Source organism: Lysobacter sp. 5GHs7-4 (assembly GCF_021284765.1).
GTDB lineage: Bacteria > Pseudomonadota > Gammaproteobacteria > Xanthomonadales > Xanthomonadaceae > Lysobacter.
Window position 1 is genome coordinate 1,644,538 of the sequence record NZ_CP089924.1, and the last position, 22,544, is coordinate 1,667,081.

Annotated in this window: 23 protein-coding genes; 11 read left to right on the forward strand and 12 right to left on the reverse strand. The window is 68.5% G+C overall.

The window, feature by feature from the left end:
* Positions 1 to 30 precede the first annotated feature (30 nt).
* Positions 31 to 1,626 (reverse strand): DNA-3-methyladenine glycosylase 2, encoded by a 1,596-nt coding sequence (locus LVB77_RS07185; protein ID WP_232910196.1) that lies wholly within the window; start codon positions 1,624 to 1,626, stop codon positions 31 to 33.
* Positions 1,627 to 1,754: 128 nt separating this feature from the next.
* Between LVB77_RS07185 and LVB77_RS07190 the strand changes: the two genes are divergently transcribed.
* Positions 1,755 to 2,165, forward strand: coding sequence for a protease inhibitor I42 family protein (locus tag LVB77_RS07190; RefSeq protein ID WP_232909468.1), 411 nt, complete (start codon positions 1,755 to 1,757; stop codon positions 2,163 to 2,165).
* Here LVB77_RS07190 and LVB77_RS07195 read toward each other — a convergent pair.
* On the reverse strand, positions 2,162 to 3,415 hold the full coding sequence (locus LVB77_RS07195) for an ectonucleotide pyrophosphatase/phosphodiesterase (protein ID WP_232909469.1): 1,254 nt from the start codon (positions 3,413 to 3,415) through the stop codon (positions 2,162 to 2,164). The genes LVB77_RS07190 and LVB77_RS07195 overlap by 4 nt on opposite strands.
* A gap of 112 nt (positions 3,416 to 3,527) precedes the next feature.
* On the opposite strand from LVB77_RS07195, the gene LVB77_RS07200 reads away from it, so the two are divergent.
* Positions 3,528 to 4,112: a DUF4440 domain-containing protein gene (locus LVB77_RS07200; protein WP_232909470.1), complete on the forward strand. Its 585-nt coding sequence runs from the start codon at positions 3,528 to 3,530 to the stop codon at positions 4,110 to 4,112.
* A gap of 101 nt (positions 4,113 to 4,213) precedes the next feature.
* Entirely contained in the window at positions 4,214 to 4,552 is a 339-nt protein-coding gene (locus LVB77_RS07205) for a hypothetical protein (protein ID WP_232909471.1), read from the forward strand.
* A gap of 237 nt (positions 4,553 to 4,789) precedes the next feature.
* Here LVB77_RS07205 and LVB77_RS07210 read toward each other — a convergent pair whose 3' ends face one another.
* On the reverse strand, positions 4,790 to 5,371 hold the full coding sequence (locus LVB77_RS07210; protein WP_232909472.1) for a TetR/AcrR family transcriptional regulator: 582 nt from the start codon (positions 5,369 to 5,371) through the stop codon (positions 4,790 to 4,792).
* Between the two features lie 158 nt (positions 5,372 to 5,529).
* Here LVB77_RS07210 and hutU point away from each other — a divergent pair, with 158 nt between their 5' ends.
* Positions 5,530 to 7,200 (forward strand): urocanate hydratase, encoded by a 1,671-nt coding sequence (gene hutU / locus LVB77_RS07215; protein ID WP_232909473.1) that lies wholly within the window; start codon positions 5,530 to 5,532, stop codon positions 7,198 to 7,200.
* Between the two features lie 78 nt (positions 7,201 to 7,278).
* Here the strand turns inward: hutU and LVB77_RS07220 are convergent, their stop codons facing one another.
* Positions 7,279 to 7,722: an SRPBCC family protein gene (locus LVB77_RS07220; RefSeq protein ID WP_232909474.1), complete on the reverse strand. Its 444-nt coding sequence runs from the start codon at positions 7,720 to 7,722 to the stop codon at positions 7,279 to 7,281.
* Between the two features lie 326 nt (positions 7,723 to 8,048).
* On the opposite strand from LVB77_RS07220, the gene LVB77_RS07225 reads away from it, so the two are divergent.
* Positions 8,049 to 9,494 (forward strand): MATE family efflux transporter, encoded by a 1,446-nt coding sequence (locus LVB77_RS07225; RefSeq protein ID WP_232909475.1) that lies wholly within the window; start codon positions 8,049 to 8,051, stop codon positions 9,492 to 9,494.
* Positions 9,495 to 9,599: 105 nt separating this feature from the next.
* On the opposite strand, the gene LVB77_RS07230 is transcribed toward LVB77_RS07225, so the two are convergent.
* Both LVB77_RS07230 and LVB77_RS07235 read right to left on the reverse strand, forming a co-directional pair.
* Positions 9,600 to 11,069 (reverse strand): hypothetical protein, encoded by a 1,470-nt coding sequence (locus LVB77_RS07230; protein ID WP_232909476.1) that lies wholly within the window; start codon positions 11,067 to 11,069, stop codon positions 9,600 to 9,602.
* A 94-nt stretch (positions 11,070 to 11,163) separates the two neighbouring features.
* A complete protein-coding gene (locus LVB77_RS07235; protein WP_232909477.1) occupies positions 11,164 to 11,523 on the reverse strand; it encodes a DUF1428 domain-containing protein in 360 nt (119 codons plus the stop codon).
* A 165-nt stretch (positions 11,524 to 11,688) separates the two neighbouring features.
* Between LVB77_RS07235 and LVB77_RS07240 the strand changes: the two genes are divergently transcribed.
* Positions 11,689 to 12,849, forward strand: a complete 1,161-nt coding sequence (locus LVB77_RS07240; RefSeq protein WP_232909478.1) for an AAA family ATPase — start codon at positions 11,689 to 11,691, stop codon at positions 12,847 to 12,849.
* Between the two features lie 131 nt (positions 12,850 to 12,980).
* Here the strand turns inward: LVB77_RS07240 and LVB77_RS07245 are convergent, their stop codons facing one another.
* Positions 12,981 to 13,961 (reverse strand): CsgG/HfaB family protein, encoded by a 981-nt coding sequence (locus LVB77_RS07245; RefSeq protein ID WP_232909479.1) that lies wholly within the window; start codon positions 13,959 to 13,961, stop codon positions 12,981 to 12,983.
* A 363-nt stretch (positions 13,962 to 14,324) separates the two neighbouring features.
* Between LVB77_RS07245 and LVB77_RS07250 the strand changes: the two genes are divergently transcribed.
* Positions 14,325 to 15,302, forward strand: coding sequence for a hypothetical protein (locus LVB77_RS07250; protein WP_232909480.1), 978 nt, complete (start codon positions 14,325 to 14,327; stop codon positions 15,300 to 15,302).
* Positions 15,303 to 15,314: 12 nt separating this feature from the next.
* Here the strand turns inward: LVB77_RS07250 and LVB77_RS07255 are convergent, their stop codons facing one another.
* Together LVB77_RS07255 and LVB77_RS07260 are read right to left on the reverse strand one after the other, a co-directional pair.
* Positions 15,315 to 16,238 (reverse strand): S41 family peptidase, encoded by a 924-nt coding sequence (locus LVB77_RS07255; RefSeq protein ID WP_232909481.1) that lies wholly within the window; start codon positions 16,236 to 16,238, stop codon positions 15,315 to 15,317.
* A 173-nt stretch (positions 16,239 to 16,411) separates the two neighbouring features.
* Positions 16,412 to 16,633 carry an RNA-binding S4 domain-containing protein gene (locus tag LVB77_RS07260; protein ID WP_232909482.1) on the reverse strand — a complete coding sequence of 74 codons (222 nt, stop codon included), beginning with the start codon at positions 16,631 to 16,633 and terminating at the stop codon, positions 16,412 to 16,414.
* A gap of 129 nt (positions 16,634 to 16,762) precedes the next feature.
* Between LVB77_RS07260 and LVB77_RS07265 the strand changes: the two genes are divergently transcribed.
* Complete coding sequence (locus tag LVB77_RS07265) at positions 16,763 to 17,755, forward strand: zinc-dependent alcohol dehydrogenase family protein (protein WP_232909483.1); 993 nt, start codon at positions 16,763 to 16,765, stop codon at positions 17,753 to 17,755.
* 732 nt (positions 17,756 to 18,487) lie between these two features.
* Here the strand turns inward: LVB77_RS07265 and LVB77_RS07270 are convergent.
* Positions 18,488 to 18,751, reverse strand: a complete 264-nt coding sequence (locus tag LVB77_RS07270) for a GIY-YIG nuclease family protein (RefSeq protein WP_232909484.1) — start codon at positions 18,749 to 18,751, stop codon at positions 18,488 to 18,490.
* A gap of 128 nt (positions 18,752 to 18,879) precedes the next feature.
* On the opposite strand from LVB77_RS07270, the gene LVB77_RS07275 reads away from it, so the two are divergent.
* From LVB77_RS07275 to LVB77_RS07285, 3 genes are all read left to right on the forward strand, one after another.
* A complete protein-coding gene (locus tag LVB77_RS07275) occupies positions 18,880 to 19,896 on the forward strand; it encodes a fatty acid desaturase (RefSeq protein WP_232909485.1) in 1,017 nt (338 codons plus the stop codon).
* Between the two features lie 219 nt (positions 19,897 to 20,115).
* Positions 20,116 to 20,556, forward strand: a complete 441-nt coding sequence (locus tag LVB77_RS07280) for a hypothetical protein (protein ID WP_232909486.1) — start codon at positions 20,116 to 20,118, stop codon at positions 20,554 to 20,556.
* Positions 20,557 to 20,801: 245 nt separating this feature from the next.
* Entirely contained in the window at positions 20,802 to 21,116 is a 315-nt protein-coding gene (locus tag LVB77_RS07285) for a metalloregulator ArsR/SmtB family transcription factor (RefSeq protein ID WP_232909487.1), read from the forward strand.
* Positions 21,117 to 21,209: 93 nt separating this feature from the next.
* On the opposite strand, the gene LVB77_RS07290 is transcribed toward LVB77_RS07285, so the two are convergent.
* Positions 21,210 to 21,884, reverse strand: coding sequence for a serine/threonine protein kinase (locus LVB77_RS07290; protein ID WP_232909488.1), 675 nt, complete (start codon positions 21,882 to 21,884; stop codon positions 21,210 to 21,212).
* A 42-nt stretch (positions 21,885 to 21,926) separates the two neighbouring features.
* On the reverse strand, positions 21,927 to 22,424 hold the full coding sequence (locus LVB77_RS07295) for a sigma-70 family RNA polymerase sigma factor (RefSeq protein ID WP_232909489.1): 498 nt from the start codon (positions 22,422 to 22,424) through the stop codon (positions 21,927 to 21,929).
* Positions 22,425 to 22,544 lie beyond the last annotated feature (120 nt).

The following is a 22,544-nucleotide window of genomic DNA, read 5'->3' on the forward strand; positions in this document are numbered from 1 at the left end:
GATGCCGTGCGACTGCGAATCCGTTGCGGTTCATTCCGCGTCGCTGCGCAGCTCGCTGGTGCGCACACGCGGGGTAGTGCGCACACGCGGCTTGGTCGTGGCCGCCGCGGCCGCGGGCTTGGCCGCGCCCATCGAATCGCGCCACAGATGGATCACCGCATACGCGCGCCACGGGCGCCAGGCCTCGGCGCGCGCGGTCAGGGCCTTGGCGGTCATGCGGCTGCCGTCGGTGGGCACGGCTTTCTGCAGCACCAGATCGTCGGCCGGGAACGCATCGGGATGGCCCAGCGCGCGCATGGCGATGTAGTTGGCGGTCCACGGGCCGATGCCGGGCAGGGCCACCCAGCGCGCGGCGAAATCGTCCAGCGTGCGTTCGGCGCCGAAGCCCACGCCGCTGTCGACGCGGCCGTCGAGCAGGGCGCGCGCGACCGTGCGTACGGTGTCGGCGCGCGCGCGGGTGAGGCCGATCTGGCTGAGGTCGGCATCGACCAGCGCATCCGGCGTCGGGAACAGATGTTCCAGCCCCGGCGCGAACGGATGCGGCAGGGCTTGGCCGAAGCGCTGCGCCAGACGCGCGGCCAGGGTGCGCGCGGCGGCCACGCTGACCTGTTGGCCCAGGATCGCGCGCACCGCGATTTCGAAACCGTCCCAGCCGCTGGGCAGGCGCAGGCCGGGGCGCTGCTTCAGCAAGGGGCGCAGGCGCGGGTCCACCGACAGCGCGTCGGCGATCGCGTTGGGATCGGCGTCGAGATCGAACATGCGGCGCAGGCGGTTGATGATCTCCAGCAAGCGCGACGGCGCCGGCCCGTGCAGTTCCAGCTTCAGCGCGTGCTCGCCGCCCGGCCAGGCGCTCACGCGCAGCCAGCCCGGGCGTTCGATCGGGCCGATCACGCGTGCGTAGCTGTGCGCGTCGACGCTTTCCACGCCGGGCAGGGCGCGTCCGCGCAGGAAGTCCAGCATGGTGGCGAAGTCGTACGGCGGCCGGTAACCCAGGCGCAGGGTCAGGGTCTGGTCGCCGCCGTTCGCGTTTTCGTTCGGGCGCCGGCGCAGGTCGCGCGGCGCCATGCGGTAAGCCTCGCGGAAGGTGGTGTTGAAGCGGCGCAGGCTGCCGAAACCGGCGGCCATCGCCACCTCGGTGATCGGCAACGCGGTCTCGGTCAGCAACTGCTTGGCGAACAGCAAGCGGCGCGTGCCGTGCACGCCGATCGGCGCCGCGCCCAGCCGCTCCACGAACAAGCGGCGCAGCTGGCGTTCGCCCAGACCGACGCGCTCGGCCAGCGCCGATAACGGGTGTTCGGCGAGCAGGCCCTGGTCGATCAGCTTGAGCGCACGCGCCACCGCGGCGTCGCCGCGCCGCCAGGCGCCGTCGCTGGGCGACAGCTCCGGGCGGCAGCGCAGGCAGGGGCGGAAGCCGGCCGCTTCGGCGGCCGCGGCGTTGCCGTAATACAGGACGTTCTCGCGCTTGGCCGCGGGCGCGGGACAGACCGGGCGGCAATAGATGCGGGTGCTGGTGACGGCAGTGAAGAACAGGCCGTCGAAGCGCGGGTCGCGGCTCAGGCGCGCCTGCTCGCAGACCCGCCAGTGCGGCAGGCTGTCTTGGGCCACGGGAGCGGGGAAGGTCGGCATGGAACCCAGGCTAGCACCGACGCCGGCCGCGGACTCGCCGGATTCGGACATGGACGTGGCCCAGGCCGCGCCGCACGCGGCGGCCGCGGCGCATACTCTCCGCCACCGACCTCGCAGGGAGCCGCGTCATGAATCTTCGTCATTGGTTTGCGGGCTGCATGCTCGCATCGAGCCTGGCCGCCTGCACCAGCGCGGGCGCGCCGGCCGCTTCCGCCGAACGCGTGCTGACCGCCGCCGACAGCGCCGCGCCGGTGATGGCGAGCGTCGGCGACGTGCTGGTGGTGAACGTGGAAGCGAACCCCAGCACCGGTTACGGCTGGATCGTCGACACGGCCGCCGCGGCCGGCACGATAGAACAAGCCGGCGAACCCTCGATGGCCTTGTCCCATCCCGGCGCGGTCGGTGGCGGCGGCACCCAGACCTGGCGTTTCCGCGCCGTCGCCGCGGGCCAGGGCGAATTGCGCATGGACTACCGGCGCGCCTGGGAGAAGGACGTGCCGCCGGTGCGCAGCGTGTCCTGGAAGATCGAGGTCCGTTAACGCCGCGGGCCGGCGTCGCGCAGCGCCGGCAGCAGCGGCGCGATGTCGCCGTCGTTGCGCGCCGGCTCGATACCGACCAGACGCGCCAGTAGCGGGTACACGTCGACGTTGTCGAACGCATCGATGCGGGCGCCGCGCCGGAACGCGGGGCCGCGCGCGAAGAAGATCGCGCGCATCGACGGCAGCGCCGGATCGTAGCCGTGCGAGCCGCGGTCCGCGTTCGGACGCTTGGCCAGCGACGAGCGCTGGATCGCGTCCCAACCCTCGTGCATCTGGCACACGATCGGCGGTACGCGCGGATGGCGGCCGTAATGCCAGCGCTGCGGCAGCTCGCCCTTGCGCCAGCAGTCGTATTGCGCATGACGGCCCAACAGCTTTTTCTCGACCGCCGCCTCGAAGCCGGGCTTGGGCGCGATGCCGATCGACTGGCCGATCGAGACCACGGTGGCTTCCTCCATCGACACCATGTCCTCGACCGCGATCGCGTGTCCCGGGGCCACGGTGGCCATGCCGTGGTCGGACACCACGATCAGGTTCACACGTTCCAGTTGATCGCGCGCGGCCAGGCCGTCGAGCAGGCGGCCGATCGCGGCGTCGATGCCGGCGATGGCCTGCGCGGCCTCGGCCGAGTCCGGTCCGTGCTCGTGGCCGGCCTTGTCCAGCGCGTCGAAGTACAGGGTGATCACGCGCGGTCGCGTCGCTGCGGGCTCGCCCAGCCAGCCCAGCACTTCGTCCACGCGCGCGTCGGCCGGGACTTTCTCGTCGAACAAGCGCCAGCGCGTCGGCCGCAGGCCCTGCACCGGCGCCTCGCTGCCGGGCCAGAACAAGGTGGCGCTGCGCAGTCCCGCCTTCTCTGCGCCGACCCAGATCGGCTCGCCGCCCCACCAGCGCATGTCGCCGACGGCCTTGCGGTCGGCGACGCGGAAGTCGCCCAGCCCGTCCTCCCACATGCTGTTGTGGACGATGCCGTGGTGGTCCGGGCGCAGGCCGGTGACGATGCTGTAGTGATTGGGGAAGGTCAGCGACGGGTAGGACGGATTCATCCACGCCGCGCGCACGCCGTCGCGCGCGATGCGCGCGAGATTGGGCGAGGTGCCGCGCTCGAAGTAATCGTTGCGGTAGCCGTCGATCGAGATCAGCAGCACCGGCGCCGGTTCTGCGGGGGCGGCGGGTTTGGGCGCGCGGATGGCGCAGGCGGTGAGGACGAGGGCGAGCAGGGCGGTCGCGGCCGCCGAAAAATAGGAGCGCATGGCCGGATCATAGCGGCAGCGGATTACGTCCAGACGTCGCCATGACTTCCGTCGCTGGCGGCGCGCCGGGCCTGTGCCGATAGTGTTCGCGCCCTTTGCCCGGAGAGTCGCCATGCGCCGTACCGCCGCCCGCTGCGCCGCCGCGGCGCTGTCCATCGCGATCCTGGCGCCGGCCTGGGCCGCGACCCAGGAGTCGCCGCCGCCGCCTCCGATCGCGCCGCCGCCACCGCTGACCGCTAAGGAATGCCAGGTGTGGGCGCGCGAACTCAGCTTCGCGCGATCGGTCGCCGATCACGATGCGGCCGCGTTCGCCTCGCATCTGCAGCCCGGCGCCGCGTTCGGCGCCAGCCGCGCATTGCCTACGCGCGGTCGCGAGGCCATCGCCAAGGCTTGGACCCGCATTATCGAGGGCAAGGTCGTGCGGCTGGAGTGGTATCCGACCCGCGTCACCATCGGCGGCGTCGCCGACGTGGCCTGGTCCAGCGGGCCTTCGCTATTCGAGGATCCGGCCCCGGACGCCAAGCAGCGCTACAGGATCGGCGCCTTCCATTCGGTCTGGCACCGCGACCGCGACGGGGTCTGGCGGGTGCTGTTCGACGACGGCGTCGAGCCCAAGCCGGCGACCGAGGCCGAGGCCATGGCGTTCCGCGCGGCCCGGCCCACGCGTTGCCCGGAATTCAGGCTGACGAATCCCTAAACGCGGACCGCGCGGCGACGTGCCGGCGCGGCGGGGAGGCGTATCGTGGATGGACGGCGGATCGCGATCCGTCGATTCCCTACTCATTCCGAGGTGTTCCCATGAAACGTGTATTGCTCGCCAGCCTGCTCGCGGTCAGCGCGTTCGCGGCCTCGGCGCAGACGGCCGTGTCCGCACAGGCCGACGTGTCGGCGCAGGCGCGTAGCGAAACCGCCGCCACGCCGCAGGCGCAGGCCGATGCGCAGGCTAATGCCGATTCGCAGCGCAATTGCGTGCGCCACACCGGTACGCATATCCGCGACCGCTCCACGACCGACAAGTCGGGCCGCAAGGGCTGTGTGGCCGGCAACGGCCGCGTCTACAGCCGCGACGACATCGAGCGCACCGGGCAGACCGATATCGGCGAGGCGCTGCGTCGGCTGGATCCGTCGATACGCTGAGGTCGTTAGTGCGATGCAGCTCCGAACGCCCGGCTTTGGCCGGGCGTTTTCGTTGGTGCGCCGTCGGCTTGGTCGTCGCTGTGGTTCAAGTCGACGTGGTCGCGGCTCACGCCGCTCCCACAGTAAGCCGCGAGCGCTGCGGCAACGGCAGACCTTGATTAGGAGCGGCGCAAGCCGCGACCGTGATCTCCGCGCCGCGACGCCAAGCGGCTCGCAGCGTACCGCCCACGACGACGTTCAAACCCGCAACCCGTCCAACACTCGCGCCAACGACGCCTCGTAGAAGGCGCGGAACTCGCGCTCGTCGTAACTGAAGCGACCCGCGCGATACAAGGAAATCAGGCCATGCGATTGCGCCCACAGCGTCATCGCGAGATCCCAGGGATCGCCCGCGCGCAACAGCCCGGCCTGTTGCGCTTCCAGCACCACGTCGGCGGCCACGTTCAAGGTCGGCGAGCGGCGTGCGCGGAAGTCCTCGGGATAGCGCCGTGCGTCCTCGCGCCGGATCGAAAAGGCATGATCGAACAGGTGCGGATGGGCGAGCGCGTAGTCCAGGTAAATGCGTTGTATCGCCAGCAGGCGCGCGATCACGTCGCCGCCGTCCTTGCGCGCGCTCCAGTGATGGGCGATCTCCTGGAAACTGTCGTCGCTGATGCGCTTGAGCAGCGCGTCGCGATTGGGGAAGTGGCGGTAGATCGCCATCGGGGTGATGCCCACCGCCTCGGCCACGCGACGCATGCTGACCGCGGCCACGCCCTCGCGTTCGAACAAGACGCGTGCGGCGCGCAGGATGCGTTCGGCGGTGGCGGGCGGGTTCATGTGTACAGCGTATACATTTTGCCCTGGGCAGCGCCAATTCCATCGAAAACCGCGCTCGCGAGGCCCCACGATGGCGCGCTCGCGCTGGCGGCCCCTCGGAACCGGGCGCGATAATTTCAGTTCGAACCCATCCCCTTCCACGAACGCCGGAAACCGCCATGTCCGCAGCCAGCCGCCACGATCCCGACCGCGTCATCCGCGCCCCGCGCGGCAGCGACAAGACCTGCAAATCGTGGCTGAGCGAAGCCGCCTACCGCATGATCCAGAACAACCTGGACCCTGAAGTCGCCGAGAACCCGGCCGAACTGGTGGTCTACGGCGGCATCGGCCGCGCCGCACGCGACTGGCCGTCGTTCGACGCGATCCTCAAGTCGCTGCGCGAACTGGAAGACAACGAGACCCTGCTGATCCAGTCGGGCAAGCCGGTCGGCGTGTTCCCCACCCATGCCGACGCGCCGCGCGTGCTACTGGCCAATTCCAACCTGGTCCCGCATTGGGCGACCTGGGAACACTTCAACGAGCTCGATAAGAAGGGCTTGATGATGTACGGCCAGATGACCGCCGGCAGCTGGATCTACATCGGCTCGCAGGGCATCGTCCAGGGCACCTACGAAACCTTCGTCGAGATGGGCCGCCAGCACTACGGCGGTAGCCTGACAGGGCGATGGATCCTGACCGCCGGCCTGGGCGGCATGGGCGGCGCGCAGCCGTTGGCCGCGTCGTTGGCCGGCGCCTGCTCGCTGAACATCGAATGCAAGCAGAGCAGCATCGACATGCGCCTGCGCACCCGTTACGTAGACGAGCAGGCCAGCGACCTGGACGACGCGCTGGCGCGCATCGCCAAGTACACGGCCGCCGGCGAGGCGCGTTCGATCGCGCTGCTGGGCAACGCCGCCGAAGTGCTGCCGGAACTGGTGCGCCGCGGCGTGCGTCCGGACGCGGTCACCGACCAGACCAGCGCCCACGATCCGGTCCACGGCTATCTGCCGATCGGCTGGAGCGTCGAGCAGTGGCTGGCGGCGCAGAAGACCGATCCCGAAGGCGTGCGCGACGCCGCCAAGCGCTCGATGCGCGTGCACGTGGAGGCCATGCTGGCGTTCCAGCGGCAGGGCATCCCGACCTTCGACTACGGCAACAACATCCGTCAGATGGCGCAGGACGTGGGCTGCGAAAACGCCTTCGATTTCCCGGGTTTCGTGCCGGCCTACGTGCGTCCGCTGTTCTGCCGCGGCGTCGGCCCGTTCCGCTGGGTCGCGCTCAGCGGCGATCCGGAGGACATCTACAAGACCGACGCCAAGGTCAAGGAAATCATCGCCGACGACGCCCACCTGCACCGCTGGCTGGACATGGCCAAGGAGCGCATCAGCTTCCAGGGCCTGCCGGCGCGCATCTGCTGGGTCGGCCTGGGCCTGCGCCACAAGCTGGGCCTGGCGTTCAACGAAATGGTGCGCAACGGGGAGCTCAAGGCGCCGGTGGTGATCGGCCGCGACCACCTCGACAGCGGCTCGGTGGCCTCGCCCAATCGCGAGACCGAAGCCATGCGCGACGGCAGCGACGCGGTCAGCGACTGGCCCCTGCTCAACGCCATGCTCAATGTGGCCGGCGGCGCGACCTGGGTTTCGCTGCACCACGGCGGCGGCGTGGGCATGAGCTATTCGCAGCACTCCGGCGTGGTCATCGTCTGCGACGGCAGCGAGGAAGCGGACAAGCGCATCGCGCGCGTGCTGTGGAACGATCCCGGCACCGGCGTGATGCGCCATGCCGACGCCGGTTACGAGATCGCCCAGCAGTGCGCGAAGGAGCAGGGGCTGAAGCTGCCGATGCTCTGAGCGGCCGCGAGATCGCGCGACGCCCGACGGCGGCCCGGTGTTCCGGGCCGCCGTTCGTTTTTTCGGATTGCCGTGCGATCAGCCCGGTATGGTCGGTTCGACCAGACGCTCCAGCAGGGTCAGCGATTCCTGCCAGCCCAGGTAGCACTGCTCGGGCGGGATCGCATCGGGAATGCCTTCCTGCACCACCTGCAGCTCGGTGCCGCAGGACACGGTGCGCAGGGTGATGGTGGTGATCATGGTGCCCGGCAGGTTGGGGTCGTCGAAGCGGTCGTCGTGGACGATGCGCTCGCCGGGGACCAGCTCCAGGTAGGTGCCGCCGAAGGCGTGGCTCTGGTCGCTGGAGAAGTTGGCGAAGCTCATGCGGTAGCGGCCGCCCACGCGTGCGTCCAGCTCGTGCACGGTGCAGGTGAAGCCGTCGGGCGGCAGCCATTTGGAGAGGGCCGCGGCGTCTAGGAACGCGCGGTACACGCGCTCGGCCGGGGCGGTGAAAACGCGGTGCAAACGGACGGTGCCGGTCATGCTGATCTCCTGGGTAGAGGGACAGTCCTCATGGGTGCGACGAACCGGCGCGGACCGGATCGACACGCCCGGTCGCGGGGTTCACCACCGGTTGCGATAGCGGGCAGCGCTTGAAGCCGGATCATCGGTTAATGAGATTCAACACTGTCCCAGGCCTTGAGACGGAATCATGGCAGGGTGCGCGGACGCGTCCGGTGGCCAGCGCACCATAAGCACCGGATTGTTCGGGGCGTGTCGATTTCGGCGTTTCTGGTTCGTCGACCCTATGAATCGGGTACGACGGCCACCGTCGTGCCCCGCATCCACCCGCGCACGGATAGGTCCTGATGAGCCAACAAACCCCGAGTTCCCCCGACGCCGGCAGCGACGTCGCCCCCCATGTCCCGAGCGGCTCGCTGTGGAGCGAGATCCGCGAGGCCGTACGCGGCACCAACGCCGACTACACCAAGATCCCGCTGCGCCGCGCCGTGTTCCTGCTGGCGGTGCCGATGGTGCTGGAGCTGGTGCTGGAATCCACCTTCGCGGTGGTCGACATCTTCTTCGTCGCCAAGCTCGGTCCGTCCGCGGTGGCGACGGTGGGCCTGACCGAAAGCTATCTGTTCCTGCTGTACGCCGTGGCGATGGGCCTGGCGATGGCGGTCACCGCGGTGATCGCGCGGCGCATCGGCGAGGGCCGGCGCGAGGAGGCGGCGGTGAGCGCGGCGCAGGCGATCTTCATCGCCCTGCTGGTGTCGGTGCTGCCGGCGATCGTCGGCATCGTCTACGCCCAGGATCTGTTGCGGCTGATGGGCGCCGACGCCTGGAGCATCGAGCACGGCTACCGCTACACCCAATGGATGCTGGGCGGCAACGCGGTGATCATGCTGCTGTTCGTGATCAACGCGATCTTCCGCGGCGCCGGCGACGCCGCCATCGCGATGCGCGTGCTGTGGCTGTCCAACGGCCTGAACATCCTGCTGTGCCCGTTGCTGATCTTCGGCCTGGGGCCGGTGCCGGCGCTGGGCATCGAGGGCGCGGCCATCGCCACCAACATCGGCCGCGGCGTGGGCGTGCTGTTCCAGCTGTGGGTGCTGTTCCGCGGCGGCAAGCACATCCACGTGGCCGCCGCGCAGCTGCGCTGGCAGGGCGCGGTGCTGTGGCATATCGTGCGCACCTCGCTGGGCGGGGTCGGACAGATGATCGTGGCGATGACCTCGTGGATCTTCCTGATGCGCATCCTGGCCAGCATCGGCAGCGAGGCGGTGGCGGGCGCCACCATCGCGATCCGCATCATGATGTTCACCATGATGCCGGCCTGGGGCATGTCCAACGCCGCCGCCACCCTGGTGGGCCAGAACCTGGGCGCGCAGCAGCCCGAGCGCGCCGAGGCCTCGGTGTGGCAGATCGGCTGGTACAACATGGCCTATCTGGTGGTGGTGTCGGTGCTGTTCTTCGCCTTCCCGAACCAGCTGATCGGCTTCTTCACCGAGGATGCCAAGGTCATCGAGGTCGGCGCGCAATGGCTGCGCATCCTGTCGTACTCGTTCTTCATCTACGGCTGGTGGATGGTCACCGTGCAGGCCTTCAACGGCGCCGGCGACACCATGACCCCGACCAAGATCAACGTGGTGTTCTTCTGGCTGATCCAGATTCCGCTGTCGTACGCGCTGGCGATCGGCCTGGGCTGGCAGCACACCGGCGTGTTCTGGGCGGTGTTCGTGTCCGAAACCTCGGTGGGCCTGTTCACCCTGTGGCTGTTCAAGCGCGGGCGTTGGAAGACGGTGCAGGTCTGAGTCGGTCGCGCCCGATTCGGTTGCGATGAGGAATGCGAAACGGCCTGCGGATGCGGGCCGTTTCGTTTTGCCGCTTCGCCCTGGGTGGCGCCCGCGTCGCGCGCGCTACGGCACCTTCGCCTTCAGCGTCTCCAGCACCTGCGCTTCGAACGCCTTGCCCGCGCGTTCGGCTTCGGCGGGGTCGCCCGGCGTCAGCAGCTTCTGCGCCAGCGCCGCGTCGATCGCGTCGCGCGGGCCGCCGACCACGATCAGGGTCTGGTCGCCGGTCTCCAGCGCCAGGAAACGGTCCTGCGACTTGCGCGCCTGCAGCAGCGCGTCGAGCAGGCGCAGCACCGCATCGACGTCGTACCAGTCGCCCTGATTCTCGGCGCGCGTGCGGTAGATCATGCCGTCGGCGTAAGCGACCAACTGGTACGGGCCTTCATCGTCCTCGGGCGCGACTTCCTCGAACACCACGCCGTTCAGCGACGGCCGTACCAGCGCGGCCAATTCGCGCAGCAGGCTGTCGTGCGCGTTCGGGAACTGGCCGGTCTCGACATCGAACCAATGCGCGTAGCCGGCCGACATCAGCACCGCCTCCGCGTCGAGACGTTCGACCTGGCTGGGATCGACCTCGCCGACGCGGCTGAAGCCCATGGTCTGCAGTTGTTCGATGCGTGCGCGCACCTTGGCGGCGTCCGGCTTCGTCTGGTCCGAATCGTCCGCCTCGACCGCGGCGCGCGGTTTGCGCAGCGAGGTGCAGATCGGATCGTCGGTGCGGCGCGCGCAGGCCAGATTGAGCTGGGTCATCCCGGTACGGCTGTCGGAATGCGCGAACGCCATCGCGACCTCGTCGGCGCGCGCCGGGTCGCGGATCTGCGCATGCAGGCGTTCCAGCGCGGCGGTGGCTTCGGGCTGGCGCAGTTCGGCCAGCACGAACGCGGCCGCGCGCGCATCGCCCTCGTCGTCGCCCAGCATCGCCGCACGCGCGACGCGTTCCAGGCGCGGGTCGAACGCGGGGCGCGGGCCTGGGCGCGACTCGCGCTCGGAGTAATAGGCCAGCACCGCGGCATCGGGCGTGTCGGCACGCAGCACGGCCGCGGCATCGGCGGCTTCGGCGCAGTCCTTGGCGAAGACCGGCATCAGCGCGCGCCGCAGGGTGGAATCGGGCTCGGCGGCGATCGCGCGCACGGACTGGCAGAAGGCGGGCGTCACCGTGCGGTAGGCCAGGCGGTCCTGCCAGGCCCCGACCCACGCCGCGGCCTCGGCGGCGGGCACCTGCTCAGCGCTGCGCCGCAACCGCGCCATCCAGCCGGCATCGCCGCTGACGATGCCGTCCAGCGCATGCATGATCGGCGGGAAGCGGCGGTTGTCCTCCCACCAGCCCTTCATGTCGGCGGCCGAGGTCGGCAGGCCGCCGGTGTAGCGCGGCGGCAGCGGGCCGCGTTCCACGCTGACGCGGGTGGCGGAGGGGTCGGCGAACGCCACGCGCGCGCCGGCGTCGTCGCCGGACGCGGTGGGCGCGGCGGGCTCGCCGCAGGACGACAGGCCGGGCGCCAGCAGCAGCGCCAGCAACAGACTGGAATTCGAGCGCATCCGTCCTCCCCGACGGCATAGCGGATGCGCCGGATTGTTTCAGTCCGGCCGGGCAGGGTAAAGCGGCGAGGGCGCGCCGACGATGGCGCGGCGCCTACAGCTCCACGATCGGTTTGAAGCCGCCCCAGAACATGCGCATGCCGTCGAAGGGCAGCTTCTTCGGGTCCATCGTGTCGCCCAGGCGCGGGTCTTTCATGACCTTCTCCAGCACCTTGTCGCGGTGCGCGCGCGATTTGTAGACCGCCCAGGAGAACACCACGACTTCGTCGGCCTTTAGCTTCACGGCCTGCGGGAAGGAGGTGACCTTGCCGGGTTTGACGTCGTCGCCCACGCATTCGACGTAGGCCAGCGCGCCGTGGTCGCGCCAGACCTGACCGGACTTACGCGCCATGCGACGGTAGGCGGCCAAGTTCTTGCGCGGTACCGCCAGGACGAAACCATCGACGTAGCTCATAGATCCTCCGTGTCTGCGGGGGCGCCGCCGCGGCGGCCGGTCCGCCGAGCATGCCCCGGGCCGGTGCAAAGCCGCATGAAACCTCGCCGCAAGGGCCGTCTCAGGTGGTGGGATGCGCATCGTTTGCAATGGGCGGGCTGCCCCCCGACTCGGTACCCCAGGCCCATGCTGACCACGCTCGCGATCGCCCATTACCGTTCCCTGCACGAACTGGTCGTGCCGATGGGGCGCTTGAACCTGGTCACCGGTGCCAACGGCAGCGGCAAGTCCAATCTGTATCGCGCGCTGCGCCTGATGGCCGAAACCGCGCAGGGCGGGGTGGTGCCGGCGCTGGCGCGCGAGGGCGGGCTGGGATCGACGCTGTGGGCCGGGCCGGAGCAGTTGTCCGCGCGCATGCAGCGCGGCGAGGTGCCGGTGCAGGGCGGACCGCGCCAGGGCGCGGTGTCGCTGCGCCTGGGCTTCGCCGGCGAGGCCTTCGGCTATGCGATCGATCTGGGGCTGCCGGTGCCGTCGCTGTCGGCGTTCGCGCTGGATCCGGAAATCAAGCGCGAAGCGATCTGGAGCGGCCCCTTCCTGCGGCCGTCGAACCTGCTGGTCGACCGCCGCGGCGCGATGGTGCGGGTGCGCGACGGCCGCGGCTGGCGGGTGGTGTCCGACCGTCTCAACGCTTACGAAAGCATGTACGCGCAGATCGCCGACCCGGTCGGCGCGCCGGAGGTGCTGAACCTGCGCGAGACCATTCGCGGCTGGCGCTTCTACGATCACTTCCGCGCCGACGGCGAGTCGCCGGCGCGATGGCCGCAGTTGGGCACGCGCACGCCCGTGCTCAGCCACGACGGCCGCGACCTGGCCGCGGCCTGGCAGACCATCGTCGAAATCGGCGACCCGCAGGCGCTGGACGCGGCGGTGGCCGATGCGTTTCCGGGCGCGCGCGTCGACGTGATCAACGACGGCGGACGTTTCAGTCTGCAGTTCAGCCAGCACGGACTGCTGCGGCCGCTGTCGGCGGCGGAGCTGTCCGACGGCACGCTGCGCTACCTGCTGTGGATCGCGGCCCTGCACACGCCGCGGCCGCCGCCGCTGATGGTGCTCAACGAGCCCGAGACCAGCTTGCATCCGGACCTGCTGCCGGCGTTGGCGCGCCTGATCGCGCACGCGGCGCGCCGCACCCAGGTCTGGGTGGTCTCGCACGCGACGCGGCTGATCGCGGCGCTGGAGCAGGTGCCGGACTGCAATACGCTGCGGCTGGAGAAATCGATGAGCCGCAGCACCTTGGTGGGCCAGGGATTGCTGGATGCGCCGGCGTGGTATTGGCCGGAGCGTTGAGTGCGATAGCCGAATTGATCCATTCCCGTCATTCCGGCGTTCGCCGGAATGACGGGTTGGGAGACGGCGCAAAAGCGAAAGGCCGCCTTGCGGCGGCCTTTCGTGATGCGGCATCGCAACGGTGCGATGGCTTACTTCGACAGCTCCAGCGCCAGCGAAGTCACCCAGCCCTTGTTGCCCATCTCGTCCTCGACTTCCCACATGGCGCCCTGCTTGTTGCCGGTGGGGTAGAGCATCATGCCGACGTCCAGCGAGCGCACCACCTTGCCCTTGCCGCTGGCGTCGGTGTACAGGCGGCCGGGCTTGATCACGGTCACGGCCTGCTGGGCGTTGGACGCCGAGGCATTGCCGGACACGCCGCCGAGTTCGCCGACCAGATCGGTGTAGGCCTGCAGATACGCCAGGGTGATGACCTGGCCCAGTTCGGTGTTGGCGTAGCCGGACACGCCGGCGCCGCCCAGGCCGCTGCTGCCGAACAGCGCGCCGCTGGCGCCGAAGCCGATGTCGGTCTTCTTGGCGTGGCCTTCGGCCATCGCGACCTGCTCGGACGAGCGCACGTCGGTCAGGGTCAGGACCACGTCGGCGGTCTTCTTGCGGAAGTTCAGGTTGCCCGCGACCGCGCCGGCCTTGCCGCCGATCAGTCCGCCGAGCAGGCCGCCGATGGCGTTGCCGCCGGCGTCGTTGTTCTGCGCGATCAGGTCCGGCACCAGCACATAGTCGGCGGCCTTGATCTGGCCCTTGCCGATGTTGGAGCGGTTGCGCAGTTGGCCGCTGGAGGCCAGTTCGCGTTCGCGCATGGCCATGTCCATGCCGGCGCCGCGATCGACCAGGGTGAAGCAGCGCGACTTGTTCACGAACACCTTGATCAGCTTGCTGGGCGCGGGCAACTGCTGGCCGCTCCACCAGTTGACCGAATCCTCGGGTTCGATGACCGAGATCGTGCCCAGGCTCTTGCTGCAGGTCGGAATCTGCGCGGTCTTTTCTGCGCGCTGTTCCTGCGCGCTCTTGCGCTGCGCCGATGCGGGGGTGGCGGTCAGCGCCAGGCCCAGGCCCAGCGCGCAAGCCAGCAGCGATACGCCGCCGAGCGAGATTCCCCTGTGTGCGGTCTTCATTGTGCGGTTATTCCTTCAACGACTAACGAAAAAGCCGGCAACGGTGCCGGCACCCGGTGGAGTCGGTTCGTCCTGTCCGGCCGCCGGTGCGATGGCGGGCCATCGTGCGGCGGTCGGTCCCCAAGCGAATAGCGGCGACGGCGGACCGTCGGCGCTGGCGACTCGTTGCGGATAATAACGTGACCGGCGTCGGATTCAGGCCGCGAAGTGCGGGCCGGACGCCGATTCGGCCGGGTCGGCACGTCGGAAGCGGGCTGGGTATGGACGGCAAGTGCCGTCCAAGGCCCGGCCCGGCACCCGCGCCCACGTCCCGCCCGGGCCGCGGCTAGAATCGGCGACCGAACCGGGGGACAACGACTACCGATGATCGTTCCAGCCTATTGGGCCGAAGCGCGCCTGCAGCAACGTAAGCACCGCGGCCAGATCACGGTGCGCCGTTTCGGCTGGTCCGACCTCAGCCCGGCCGACGCGCAGGCGCATGCCGACGCGCGCGTGCGCGAAGCCTTCGACCGCATCGTGGCCGGCGAGCACCTGCCGCGGCAGGAGCGCAAGGTCGGCTACGGCGGCGCCCACGGCCTGCCGATCCGCGAGGAGATCGTCGAGCGCCACGACGATGCGGTGATCACGCGCAACAGCTATGGCGCGCTCTGCCTCAATACCCCGGACGTGTGGTTCGCCGACGTCGATTTCGACGAGGTGTCCAAAGAAGGCCTGTCGCGAGGCGCCGTCGCCGCGGTGTTCGTCGCCGCGATCGCATTGGGTCTGTGGCAACGTTCGGTCGGCGTCGGCATCGGCGCGCTGTTCGCCGGCTTCATCGTGGCGATCGTCGTGCTCGGCTGGCTGCGCAAGCGCCAGCACGCGGCCAACGGCGGGCCCGAGGCGCGCGCGCGGCTGCGCATAGACGCCTTCGTGGCCGCGCGGCCGGAATGGCTGCTGCGCCTGTACCGCACGCCGGCGGGCTTCCGCCTGCTGGCCCTGCATCGGCGTTTCGGCCCGCGCGAACCGGAGGTGCAGGAAAGCTTCCGCGCGCTCGGCGCCGATCCGCTGTACGCGACCATGTGCGCGGTGCAGAACTGCTTCCGCGCTCGCGTGAGCCCCAAGCCCTGGCGGGTCGGCGTGAAGCGCAAGATCGTGCCGCCGGTGGCGGCGTGGTCGCCGGAACACGCGCAGTTGCCGCAGCGCCAGGTCTGGCTGTCCGAGTACGCCCGCGCCGCGTTGGGCTATGCGTCCTGCCGCTATGTGGCGACCTTCGGCTCCGGCGTGGCCGACCCCAAGGCCGATGGGCTGCGCCAGCTGCACGATGCGCTGTGCCGCGCCGACGAGGACTTGCCGATCGCCTGAGCGCGGCGCGCCTCATTCGGTCTTGCGTCGATCCAGAATGTAGCGTCGCGTTTCCTCGAGCCAATCGTCCGACTGCAACGGCACGTCCGGCACCACGCCTTTGCCTTCGATCGACACACCATCTTTGGTCGTGATCTGGCAGATCGGAATGTAGGCGAAGTATTTGTCGGTCTTGACCTGGACGACCGGGTTGCCTGCGCCGGCCGTGGTCTTTCCCAAAATGGTCGCTCGCTTCATCTGCTGCAGGATCAGGGCGAAATACTCCGCCGCCGAGCCCGTCTTGCCCGAAACCATCACGTATACCGGCGTGTCATGGAACTTCGCACCGGGCGCGTGGTTGTACGGCACCTCGCTCTGCTTCCACTGCGTCTCGCCCCTGCACCTTTTCACCAGCAGGTTCTGGTAGTCGTCGCTTTCGAACAGGTGCCGGTTCACGAAGCCGCTGCTCCTACCATCGCCGCCGGGGTTTTCGGTGATGTCGAAGATCAGCGCGTCCACGCCATGCACGAATTTCAAGCCATTGACGATCTTCTCCAAATCTCCGTCGTCGGCCAGGCTGCGATCCCACTTGATATAGCCGATGTTTCCTTCCAGCACGCGGATCTGGGTGAAACCACCGTTCCAGTTAGGTTTGAATTCCGGTTTGCCTTCCGGCCTGGTCGCGGCAGGCTTGCCTTCGGCGGTCAGCAAGCCGATGTAGAAATGGCGATCCCCGGTCTTTTCGCGCAACAACGCGGTGACGCGCTTCAGCCTGTCGCGCTCCGGCAGAGCCGCAAGCTCTCCCGAGCGTAACGATGACTGGAGCACCTTGCATAAGCGCTCGCCCGCTTTCGGGTCGTAGTAGGTCGACTTGATCGCGCCGCATTCGAACTCGACCAGCTGCGCAGCCGATTGCTCGGGCCCCTCAGCCCACGCAGCACCGGTGGCCAGAGTCAAGCACGCCCCCATGCCCTTCATCACGCCAACAATACCTAGCCTCATCACCCCGCCCCTCAACGATTTTGATCGAGTGAAGTCGGATGTCGCGAAGCATGGAATGGTTTAAGCGGATACCCGCATCGTGCGTCGCTGCGCAGAAAGCTGGGCCTGTAGGGTGCCGCCTGGCACGCTCAGCGTGGCGCGACCACCCGGATCTCGACGCCCTGCGCGCGTACCACCTGGCCGGCGTGGATCTTGCAGGTCTTGCGCAGCTCGACCTGGCCGTCGACCGTGACCGCGCCGCTGGCGACGATGGCCTTGCCGGTGCCGCCGCTGTGGGCCAGGCCGACCAGTTTCAGCAGCTGGTTGAGTTCGACGTGGTCGCGGTCGAGTTCGAATTCGATGGGGGACATGGCAATGGCGGCGGGAGAACGATGCGCAGCGTCGCAGCGCCGGCGCCTGGGCGCAAGCCGCACCCCTGCGCGCCTACGCGGTAACGTGTGCGTCCAGGCCCGGCAACGGGCGATCGCCGGGAGCAAGCCATGAAGCAGGCCAGGTACGCCACGCGCGGTCCGGTGCCGCAGGACGTGATCGAGACGGTGGAGTGCGAGCTGCCCGCGCTCGGCCCGGGCCAGGTGTTGGTAGAAGTGCTGGCCGCGCCGATCAATCCGTCCGACCTGCTCACCTTGACCGGTCAGTACGGCCTGCTGCCGCCGCTGCCCGCGGTGGGCGGCAACGAGGGCGTGGGACGCGTGCTGGCGCTGGCCGAAGGCGTATCGGCGCCCGCGCTCGGCCGCACGGTGCTGTTGCCGATCAGCGGCGGCACCTGGTCCACCCATCTGATCGCCGACGCGCGCACGCTGCTGCCGCTGCCGGACGACGCCGATCCGGTGCAGTTGTCGATGATCACGGTCAATCCGCCGACCGCGCGGCTGCTGCTGTCGGAATTCGTCGATTTGCAGCCGGGCGAGTGGGTGATTCAGAACGCGGCCAACTCCGCGGTCGGCGGTTATCTGGTGCAGTTGGCGGCCTTGCGCGGGTTGAAGACGGTCAACGTGGTGCGGCGCGAGTCGGCGCGCGACGATGTGCTGGCGCTGGGGGCCGACGTGGTGCTGGTGGATGGCGACGATCTGGGCAAGCGTGTGCGCGAGGCGACCGGCGGCGCCAAGATCCGGTTGGGCGTGGACGCGGTCGGCGGTTTGGCGACCGAGCGCCTGGCGCAGTCGCTGTGCGAGGGCGGGGTGCTGGTCAACTACGGTGCGATGAGCGGCGAGCCCTGTGCGGTGTCGCCGGCGTCGCTGGTATTCCGCGATGTGGCCCTGCGCGGGTTCTGGTTGGCGCGTTGGTTCCGCGCGGCGCCGCCGGAGCGGCGGGTGGCCTTGTTCGGGGAGTTGGCGGGGTTGATTGGGCAGGGCAAGTTGCGGGCGCGGGTGCAGGCGACGTACGGGATCGACGAGATCAAGCAGGCGGTGGCGGCGGCGTCGGCGGGGGAGCGGGCGGGGAAGATCGTGTTGGTGCCGAATGGGGGCGGGTAGCGGTTGCTGCTTTCTGGTTTAGCTGTCGGCTGCATGCATAACTCGCTCGTCTCCGATGTTTCCCTGTAGGAGCGGTGTCCCACAGGGATTTCCTTCGGTCGTAAGCCGCGACCGCGAATCCCGATTGTCGCGTCTCTGCGGTTCTGATTGCCTCCAGAAACCGATGCTGTGCTTTTAGCTCCCTCCTTTGACAAAGGAGGGTTGGGGAGGATTTGCTTTTGTTCTTGCGCTGCTTCTTCTGACCGAAGGTCAAAGGCTTCCGCCTGCTGCGCATGCGGGTCACTTTCTCTTGCCGGCGCTCTCTGTAGGAGCGGCGTGAGCCGCGATCGCGAATCCCGGCTATCGAGCCTATTCGGTTCCGATGGCCTCCAGATCCCGGCGTTGCGCTTTTAGCTCCCTCCTTTGGAAAAGGAGGGTTGGGGAGGATTTGCTCTCGCTGTTGTCTTCGCTGTTTCTGACCGAAGGTCAAAGGCTTCCGCCTGCTGCGCATGCGGGTCACTTTCTCTTGCTAGCCCAAGAGAAAGTAACCAAAGAGAAGGGTCTGAGCCAGGAGCTCCCGTGTGGCTTCGGTTCTGGCGCGGGGATTTTTCGATAGGACATCCCTGTCCTATCGAAAAACGGCGCGCGTCCTGCGCGCCGCCCTTCGGGTCTACGGTTGTTCTTGTGGCTTCGGTTCTATGGACTTGAATGCCGGAGCAAACTCAGGGGCAACGGCAACGGCACGGGAGTCGTTCAGCCGGGTGGCGTCTGACCGCCTGCCACTAGCGCTCGCTTGCGGTCGGGCGGAAGTTGTTTGATCGCGTATTCGGCGCGCAGGGCGGCCGAGCGGTCGGGGTATGCGAAGCTCGCCAGCAGCCTTAACGGCGGGTGCGAGCGGGTGTAGCGCGCGCCTTTGCCGGCGGCGTGCTGGGCGTAGCGGCGGTGCACGTCCACGGCGATGCCGGTGTAGACGCTGCCGTCGCGGCATTCGATGAGGTAGACGTGCCAGGCGGACATGCCGCACAGGGTAGCGGTCCGGGGACCGGCGCCGCGAATCTGAATGGCGATCACAACCATACGCCAACGAACGTCATTGCTAGGACATCGGGCGCCGCCGACAATGGGTCTTCCCCAGGAGAACCCGCTTGAGCGCCGACGAATCGCACGCTGCCGTAACCAACCTGCGCCAATTGTGCGCGCGCTTCGCCAAGCCGCACCTGGGACGGGCGGTGTGGCAGTTGATCAACACCCTGTTGCCGTTCGCGGCACTGTGGACCCTCATGGCCTGGAGCGTGGTCGCGCAATGGGGCTACGGCTGGACGCTGCTGCTGTCGCTGCCGGCGGCCGGACTGTACGTGCGCATCTTCATCATCCAGCACGACTGCGGACACGGCTCCTTCTTCGCCAGCAGCCGCGCCAACGACACCGTCGGCCGCTGCCTGGGTCTGGTGACGCTGTTCCCTTACGGCTATTGGAAGAAGACCCACGCCGTGCACCACGGCACCTCGGGCAATCTCGATCGCCGCGAAATGGGCGACATCGAAACCCTGACCGTCGCCGAGTACCGTGCCCGCTCCTGGCTGGGCCGCATGAGCTACCGCTTCTACCGCAGCACGCCGGTGCTGCTGGGCATCGGCCCGGTCTACCAGTTCGTGCTCAAGCACCGTTTCCCGTTCGATCTTCCCTTCACCTGGAAGAAGGAATGGGCCAGCGTGCTGCTCAACAACCTGATGCTGATCGTCGCCTTCGTCGCGATGGGCTTCGCGATCGGCTGGCACACGGTGCTGATGGTGCACTTGCCGGTGGTGCTGATCGCCGGCGCCATCGGCGTGTGGCTGTTCTACGTCCAGCACACCTTCGAGGATGCTTACTGGACGCGCAAGGACGAATGGAACTCGCATGAGGCCGCGATCGCCGGCAGCTCGTTCTACGACCTGCCGCGCGTGGTGCACTGGTTCACCGGCAACATCGGTTACCACCACATCCACCATCTCGCCAGCCGCATCCCGAACTACCGCCTGCGCGAGGCCTACGAGTCCAGCCCCTTGCTGCAGTCGGCGCCCAAGCTGACCCTGTGGTCCAGCCTGAAGTGCGCGCAGTTGAAGCTGTGGGACGAAGACCTCAAGCGCATGGTCGGTTTCCCGAAGCGCGCCCGCGCCTGATCCGCTTCGACGGCGGGGCGTCGCGATCGCGGCGCCCCGCCTGTTTCCGCGTTGTCGCCGTGATCGCTCCGGCCAGCGCCGCCCCGCCGTAAAGGCCCAGGGCCAACTCTCACCTCCTGCCTCTCGACACGCGCCGACGAACGGCGCTTGACTTCGTTCGTCATTGATTTAGCATTTTAGTTAAATAAGCAAATGACTAAACCATAGAGGAAGACGACCATGATCGACGAAGCCCTTCTGACCCAGCTAGGCCTGCTCGCCTACCTGGCCATTTCCGTCGCGATGACGATCTGGGTGGCGCGCACCCTGTCGCGCAACGGCGAGGTATTCCTGGTGATGTGCTTCGGCCAGAACGAGACCCTGGCCAAGTCCACCAATCACCTGCTCGTGGTCGGCTTCTATCTGATCAACATCGGCGTGATCGCGATCCGCCTGGACGGCTGGAACGCCGACGCCCTGCTCAACAACCCGATCGCCCACATCGGCAGCAAGATCGGCGTGTCGGTGCTGATGCTGGGCGCGATGCACTTCTTCAACATGATGATGATTTCCCGCTACGGCCGCGTGGTCTCGGGTTGGATGAACGACCTGCGCTACGAAGAGCGGGTCGCCGAGGCCGCCGCGCGCGGTGCGCCGCCGCCGCTGCCGGGCCGCGGCTGAGGTCCGCTTGCGACGCCTCGCGACGCCGCGAAACCGGGCCGCGACGGGTTCCCGCAACCCGCCGCGGCTCGCGCGTGTGCGGCGCGCGGCCGTCGCTGGCGGGCGGTTACGCCCACGCTCATACCCGCACGGCGCGGAAGGCTATGATGTTCGTGCGCGGTCCGTCCGCGTCCCGGCCCCCGCGGGCCGTCACCGTCGCAGCCGTGCCAGCTGCGCCATGAGCGCCCCGTTATGAAAGCCTCGCCATGAAACAGGACAAGATTTTCGAAGCGCTGGCGTCGACGCCCCGGCGGCAGATCCTGGCCTACCTGTCCGAGCAGGAGCTGCCGGCCGGCGACATCGCCGCACGCTTCAACATGAGCGCGCCGGCGGTTTCGCGGCATCTGTCGGTGCTGGTCAACGCCGGCCTGATCTCCAGCGAGCGGCGCGGCCAGTTCGTGGTCTACAAGCTGGTGCCCGACAACCTGGTCAACACCCTGACCCAGTTCGCGTTCGAGATCTGCCCGGTCGGCGGTCCGCTCAAGCGCGAGGCGCGGCGCGCGAAAAAAGCGGCCGGTTGAGCCGGCCGCTGGGGGAATGGCGCCGCCTAGGCGGCGCGTTGGCATCGAAATTCGTGGCGACGCGGCCGGCCCATGCGCCGGCCGTTCGCGATTTCAGTCCTGCTCGAAGCGCGCGATCTCGTCGGCGATGGCCTGGGCGCGGCGCAGGCTGCGCCCGGTGACGCTGTCCTCCATCGCCCGGGCCAGGCGCGGCCGGCTGGGGTGGCGCGACCAGCGATGGAACCACCAGGTCGCCAGCAGGCCGGCCACGCCGATCGCCGAGCCGATGACGAACACCGACGGCGCGTTGCGGTACATGTCGGCGCCGAACAGGCTCATGAACAGCGCCGCCATGAACGGCATCCAGAACAGCCACCAGGACAGTCCCACGACCATGCCGGTACGCACATAGAACTTGCGCAGCCGCGCCAGCTGCTTCTGAATGTCCAGCACCGGCGCCGCGTAGTCCACGCCGGCGATCATGGCTTGCACCATGCCGCCGCAGGCGATCAGGGCGATGCCGTAGACGTGCACGATCAGCCCGAACGCGAGCAGGTGCGGCACGTCGCCGTGCTCGGTCCACACGTCCACGCCAAACAGCAGCACCGCCACGCCGACCAGCATCTGCAACGCCTGCCCCCAGACCAACGGGCGCAGGCCGGACTTCATCTTGCGGCCGCGTTCCTCGCGGAAGCGCAGCAGGTCCAGGCTGTACTGGCGGTCGAGCTTGCGGTCGAGGTCCTGCCAGGCTTGTTTGAGATCGTCGAGTTCCATCGTCGTTGCGCTCATCGTGATGTGTGCCGCGTGGGGGGAGAGGGGAGCGTGCTGGCGTCAGGCCGGCATTTCGCTGCGTATGCGTTGTTTGAGCCGGCTGATCTTGGTGGCCACGTTGGTTTCGCTGATGCCCAGCACTTCGGCGATCTCGCGATAGCTGCGGTCTTCCAGGTACAGCAGCAACAGCGCGCGATTGAGCGGTTCCAGCTGGCCGATGAAACGGTGCAGGTCGCGCACGCGCTGGGCGCTTTCGGGGTCGCCGGCGGCTTCGTCGGCGAGCTCGTGCAGGTCTTCGTCCAGGGGCACGGCGTTGCGCTGACGCGGGCTTTCGTTACGCACGTAGGAGATCGCCACGTTCAGCGCGATCCGGTACATCCAGGTCGAGAACGGTCGCGCGGGGTCGTAGCTGGGGTAGGCGCGCCACAGCTGGGTGGCGATCTCCTGGGCCAGGTCGGCGCGATCGTCGGGGTGCCGGCAATAGGTATTGCCGACCTTGAACACGATCTTGCGATGCGCTTCCAGCAGTTCGCCGAAGCGCTGCCGCGCCTTGTCCATGCCGATCGCCCCCTGTGATTCCGCCCGTTCCATCGCCGCTGCCGCCGGTTCCGCCCTAGTCGAACACATGATTCGCGGGGTGGGGGCGAAATATCACAGCCGGGGTCGAATGGCTCCGAA